The 5,268-nt window shown below is 62.0% G+C and carries 7 protein-coding genes; 2 read left to right on the top strand and 5 right to left on the bottom strand.

From position 1 onward, the window contains the following. The coding region (locus ABY403_RS13030) for an IS3 family transposase (RefSeq protein WP_372841258.1) at positions 1-165 on the top strand (165 nt) is incomplete at its 5' end. Between the two features lie 214 nt (positions 166-379). On the opposite strand, the gene ABY403_RS13025 is transcribed toward ABY403_RS13030, so the two are convergent. The 3 genes from ABY403_RS13025 to ABY403_RS13015 form a co-directional block, all read right to left on the bottom strand. After that, on the bottom strand, positions 380-658 hold the full coding sequence (locus ABY403_RS13025) for a hypothetical protein (protein ID WP_372841256.1): 279 nt from the start codon (positions 656-658) through the stop codon (positions 380-382). A 374-nt stretch (positions 659-1,032) separates the two neighbouring features. Beyond that, on the bottom strand, positions 1,033-1,731 hold the full coding sequence (locus ABY403_RS13020; RefSeq protein ID WP_372841255.1) for a gamma-glutamylcyclotransferase: 699 nt from the start codon (positions 1,729-1,731) through the stop codon (positions 1,033-1,035). Positions 1,732-1,921: 190 nt separating this feature from the next. Next, on the bottom strand, positions 1,922-2,326 hold the full coding sequence (locus ABY403_RS13015; protein WP_372841254.1) for a hypothetical protein: 405 nt from the start codon (positions 2,324-2,326) through the stop codon (positions 1,922-1,924). An 89-nt stretch (positions 2,327-2,415) separates the two neighbouring features. Here ABY403_RS13015 and ABY403_RS13010 point away from each other — a divergent pair, with 89 nt between their 5' ends. After that, positions 2,416-3,321, top strand: a complete 906-nt coding sequence (locus ABY403_RS13010) for a LysR substrate-binding domain-containing protein (RefSeq protein ID WP_372841253.1) — start codon at positions 2,416-2,418, stop codon at positions 3,319-3,321. Positions 3,322-3,391: 70 nt separating this feature from the next. Here ABY403_RS13010 and ABY403_RS13005 read toward each other — a convergent pair whose 3' ends face one another. Together ABY403_RS13005 and ABY403_RS13000 are read right to left on the bottom strand one after the other, a co-directional pair. Further along, positions 3,392-3,796 carry a YciI family protein gene (locus ABY403_RS13005; RefSeq protein WP_372841252.1) on the bottom strand — a complete coding sequence of 135 codons (405 nt, stop codon included), beginning with the start codon at positions 3,794-3,796 and terminating at the stop codon, positions 3,392-3,394. Between the two features lie 23 nt (positions 3,797-3,819). Next, the gene (locus tag ABY403_RS13000; RefSeq protein WP_372841257.1) at positions 3,820-5,259 is read right to left on the bottom strand and encodes an AMP-binding protein; all 1,440 of its coding nucleotides are present in this window, start codon (positions 5,257-5,259) and stop codon (positions 3,820-3,822) included. Positions 5,260-5,268 lie beyond the last annotated feature (9 nt).

Genomic DNA, 5,268 nt, shown 5'->3' with positions numbered 1-5,268 from the left:
TTCAAGTCGCTCAAGGCCGAATTGGTCTGGCGTCGCAACTGGCAAACCCGCCGTGAAGTTGAAGTCGCCATCTTCGAATACATCAACGGCTTCTACAACCCGCGCCGCAAACACTCAGCCCTCGGCTGGAAATCACCCGTGACCTTCGAACAGAAGGCCGCCTAAAATGAGCACTTGACTGGAACAGAACCGGAACAGGTCCATCAGTCGTGACGGGCCACGCGTTCTGAAACGCTTGCTCGACTATGCAAAGACCGGGATTAAGGATGTTCGCGTCCCTACAGGGCTGGTGGCCGACAGCCCCTACGAGGAGGATGTGGCTGCGGTGATCACTTCGCTCAACACATCGGCGCGCCCCTTTGTCGAACCCACCGAGGGGTCAGACGAGCGCCGTCTCGCCGTCTCGCACGATCCGCAGGCTTTTCGGCGCGATCAGCGACGGAGGCTTGCCTTTGGCACCCATGCGCAGCGAAAAGCCGCGCTCAACCAGCACTGCCGCCTCATCGAGCGTGCGCACATAGGTTGCGTGTTCGGCGCGGTTTTTGTGCGTGCCATGCGCCGGATCGGCGAGTTGATACCCCTTGGCGGTGACGATCGGCTCTTCGATCACACCACACCGCGACGAAGCCCGTTCGATCTTGGTAACACATCCGCGCATTGCTTTCCCTTTCGATGCTCTGGTGCGCCTGCCGTGCCTATGTACTGGTCAATGAAATTACTTGGAATCGGCTCGACAGGCGCAGAACCTTCTTAACCTGCGGGGGTGACAATATCTGGCGGGCATGAGGGAGAGCATCTTCTTTTCCAAGGTTCAGGATCTGCTCTGGCTCGCACAGATGGCCGCCTCGCGGCGGTTGTTTTGCGGATATCTATGCCAAACTCTCGGTCTCGCACCGCACAGCCCGCCATCGTGGTCGGAGCCCGAAGCGCCAGCATCCGGCGGCCCAAAGATGGGAGGCCAGCGCAACACGCCAAAGGCTCTTGTTATGAGCGGGGCGACGGCCAGCAGGTCATCCCCTAAACTTCCCAAGCCTAAGACAGCCCGTCGATCTGCGCTGCGACCAGCTGTTGCAGGCGCCACAAGCTGCTGTCGTGGATGCCGCGCGCCTCGAGGTGTGTCACGGTGTTCAGCAGGTATTCCGCGCCGCTGCCCCAATGGCCGCAGGCGGTGGCTAGGGTGCGCGCGACCTCTTCCAGCGGCAGGCGACCGGCGTAATAGGGCGAGGCGCGATTCATCACGAAGGCCAGCGCCGTCACCGGCCCCGCCTCGGTCTGGACGGTGATCCAGCGCGGCATGTTGTTGATCGGCTTGACGGTGAACTCGCGGCGGAACAGGCGGTCAAGCTGGCGCTCGATGTCTTCCTGCGGCAACTCGTAGAGGACACCCCGGCACTGCCCGCCGCGATCCAGCGCCATCATCAGGCCCGGATGGTCTGGCGTGCCGCGGAACCGGTGCTGTTGCAGGCAAAAGGCGCGGTGCCAGCCGCGGGCGACGCCGGTCTGCTCGGCCCTGTGCTCGATCTCGGGCTTCCAGATCAGCGAGCCGAAGGCGAATAACTGCGTCGGCCGGTCTGGTGCGGGATGGCTGCCGGCTATCCGCGCCACCCATTCGGCATAATCGGCATCGGTCTGCTGCTGCACGCCCGCCGTCGGACCCGTGTCTTCGATATGGCGGTGGACCCGGGCGACATGATCCGGTGTCAGCGAAAGGGTTCTGAAGGCGGTTTGCATCTTGACCCCTGAGAGCTGTGCATTCCCCGACTAAAGCTTGGTCGCGACATTCTAGCACAAGAGATGCGCTGCGATCAGGCTCTTTGTTTTCTTCAGGTACGTGCCGCGCGAGCGTTCGCTCATCCAGTGGTACCCCACAGGATAAGCGAGCCGCGGGTGCGCCGTGCGATCGGTTATGTTGCAATCACGATCAGCCAGGCACCCGTTTGTGTGATGTCGAGGCATTGGTCAGCGGTAGGAAGACAATCCAGACGAACAGCGCGGCGCCAACAAAGTAGACAATCGAGCCCGCAGCAACGACGGGTGCCATCGCCGTGTAACCGAGAAGCAGCAGATAGAGACCGGCTGACATGACCGCGCAGGAAACGACGATGATCCAGAACTGCAATGCCGCCCAGAAGGACGCGGCCTTTTCCCTGCAGAGCGCAAAATACACACCGAAGATTGCGCAGGACACCCAGCCCAGCAGGCTGACATGGGCGTGCGCCCCGGTAACGTTGTGGTTGCCGCTGATCGACATTTGCAGCCCGATTGCGATGCCCGCCAGCAGAAAGATCGCGGCGGCGCGGAAGTAGTTTTGAGTGACTTGAGGCATTTCGAACTCCTTGCAAACTGGGTGCAAAAAGCGCGGAATGATGATGTCTGTCCATCCAGACTACGTGAACGTGGTTTTAGGAAACCTGAATGCAGAATCTGAACCGCCTTCCGCTTCGGGCACTGCGCGCGGTGGAGGCCGTCGCCCGACTCGGTTCGCTGACACGGGCAGCGGAGGAGCTTCGTGTGAGCGCCGGTGCGGTCAGCCAGCAGGTCGCGCATGCAGAGGCGGTGATCGGGTTTACGCTCTTTGAGCGCGGCCCGCGCGGCATGATTACGACCCCGCGGGCCCAAGGCGTCTGTGCCCAACTCACCGAAGGCTTCTCGCTTTTGTCGCAGGCTATGGAATTGGCCGAGGGCGAGCGGGACGAGGTGCTGACGGTTTCTGTTTCGCCGATCTTCGCGGCGCGCTGGCTAATCTGGCGACTGCCTGCGTTTCAAGCGGCGCATCCGGGGCTGAAAGTGCGTCTGGATGCGAGTCTGGCGCTGGTTCCGCCCGGGCGCGGTGGCGTGGATCTTTGCATTCGCGTCGGGCGTGGCACCTGGCCGGGGACGAGCGCAGAGCGACTCATTCCCGAGGTCATCTTCCCCGTCTGCGCGCCTGCGCTTGCAGAACGGCTGTCATCCCCGGCAGACTTGCGGAACGTGCCAATCATCCGCGATGCGCATGCGATTTTCGGCTGGCAAGATTGGTTAGCCCCGGCTGAGCCAAAGTCCGGCGATCTGCCCGATGGGCCGGTCTTTTCCGACGCCTCGCTTTGTCTTGACGCGGCGATCTCGGGAAGTGGCGTTTTTCTTGCGTTCGAAACGCTTGCTGTTGACGCGCTGGCGCATGGCCAGATCGTCGAGCCTTTTTCGCGGCGACGGGCGACGCGCAACTCCAAATGGTTGGTAACGGCCGAGGGGCGGGCACTGCCACCCCCCGCGCGTCACTTTCGCAACTGGCTGAAGCAAGAGATTCAGGCGGCGCGATTGGGTGAAGAACGTGAGGGGTAGACAGCCTCCGTCATGCCTCTGTTCTAGGCGCACTCCGCATCTGTCAGAGGAGACTTCCGGGGTGGATAGGTCATTTCGCCGTGCTGCCGGTGGGATTGTGGCGAGAGAGGCCCGGCAGGCCAAAGGGCGCGCCTTCGTTCAGACGCCAAGCCTGAAGCTGGAACTTTCGCTGGCCCTCGCGGTGCATCGGATCGGCCTCTGCGAGTTTGCGCGCCTCGTCAATGTTCTCGGCCAGATAGACGATCAGGCCCGCGCCGCTCAATCGCGTTGCATCGGCGTTGGACAATGGGCCTGCCAGAAAGAGTTGGCCTTTCGCCTCCAGTTCTTGCTGATAGGCCAGATGCGCGGCCAATAGGTCGGGCGGGGGCGGGCCGTCGCGGGCGGGCGTGGTGGTGCAGGCGAAAACTTCTTTCGCCATTGCCCCGCGTTTGCGGCAGGTTTCGCCATATTCGGACCAGGTCATCGAAGCGGCCATGTCTCGTTGCCTCCTTTGGCAGTTCAGTTTGCAGCGGCCATGATTGCCATCTTGCGCAGTTCGGCCTTTTGTACCTTGCCCATGGTATTGCGCGGAAGCGCATCGAGAAAGCGAATGCTGCGGGGGTGTTTGAAGCGGGCAAGGTGCGGTGCGATCATGGCAAGCAATTCTGCCTCTGTCAGGGTCGCGCCGGGGTTCAGCACGACGGCAGCCGCGACCACCTCGCCCAAATCGGGGTGCGGCAGGCCAAAGACCGCGCTTTCGTTGACGCCGGGCAGGGCATCAATCTGAACCTCGATCTCTTTGGGATAGATGTTGAAGCCGCCCGAGATCACCAGATCCTTTTCGCGCCCCACGATCGAGACATAGCCCGCCTCGTCCAGTTGCCCCAGATCGCCGGTGATGAAAAATCCGTCCGGGGTAAAACTTTCAGCCGTCTTGTCAGGGTTCTGCCAATAGCCGGGGGTCACGTTGGGGCCCTTGACCTCGATCCCGCCGATACCTGCCGCGTCAGGTTTGGCAATGCGCACCTGCACGCCGGGCAGCGGCAGACCGACGGTGCCGGCCTTGCGCGCGCCGTCATAGGGGTTCGAGGTGATCATGTTGGTTTCGGTCATGCCATAGCGCTCTAAGATCGCATGCCCGGTCTGTTCGGCAAAGGCCGCATGGGTATCGGCCAAAAGGGGCGCCGAGCCGGAAATTACCAGCCGCATATGCGCAAAAGCCGCCTTGTCAAAACGCGGATCGCCGATCATTCGCGAATAAAAGGTGGGCACGCCCATGATGGTTGTGGCTTGTGGCAAAAGGTTTGCGATGGCGGTCAGGTCAAAAGCTGGCAGGAATAGCATCTGCGCGCCTGAAATCAGCGTGACATTGGTGGCTACGAACAATCCGTGGGTATGAAAGATCGGCAAGGCGTGAATGAGCACATCCTGCGGGCCGAAGCGCCAACATTCTTTCAGCGCGCGCGCGTTCGATACCAGATTGTCATGGGTCAGCATCGCGCCTTTTGAGCGGCCCGTCGTGCCCGAGGTGTAAAGGATCGCGGCCAGATCGTCGGGCTTGCGCGCCACGGGCGGAAGGGGGGGCAGATCGGTGGCCGCCAGATCGGCAGAGGTTGCGACCTTTACCTTCGCGGCCTCGGCCTTGGGGCGTGCCGATGCGGTGGTTTCATCCAGAATCAGCAGCGCGGGTGCTGCGTCGGACAGGAAATATTCCAGCTCGCTTGCAGTATAGGCGGTGTTCAGCGGCACGAACACCGCCCCCGCCCAGACGGTTGCCAGATAAAGGTACAAGCCTTCGGGCGATTTGGCGATTTGGCACAAGACCCTGTCGCCCGGCGCAACCCCGGCGGCCCGCAGCGCCGCCGCTCGGCGTGCCACGCGATCGCGCAAGTCGCCATAGGTAGTGACCGTGCCATCCGATGTGGTCAAAAACGGTTGCGAAGCTTCGCCGGTGTTCAGAAAGGCATC

The organism is Phaeovulum sp., assembly GCF_041596715.1.
Classification (GTDB): domain Bacteria; phylum Pseudomonadota; class Alphaproteobacteria; order Rhodobacterales; family Rhodobacteraceae; genus UBA6213.
This window is presented reverse-complemented; position numbering and strand designations above follow the sequence as displayed.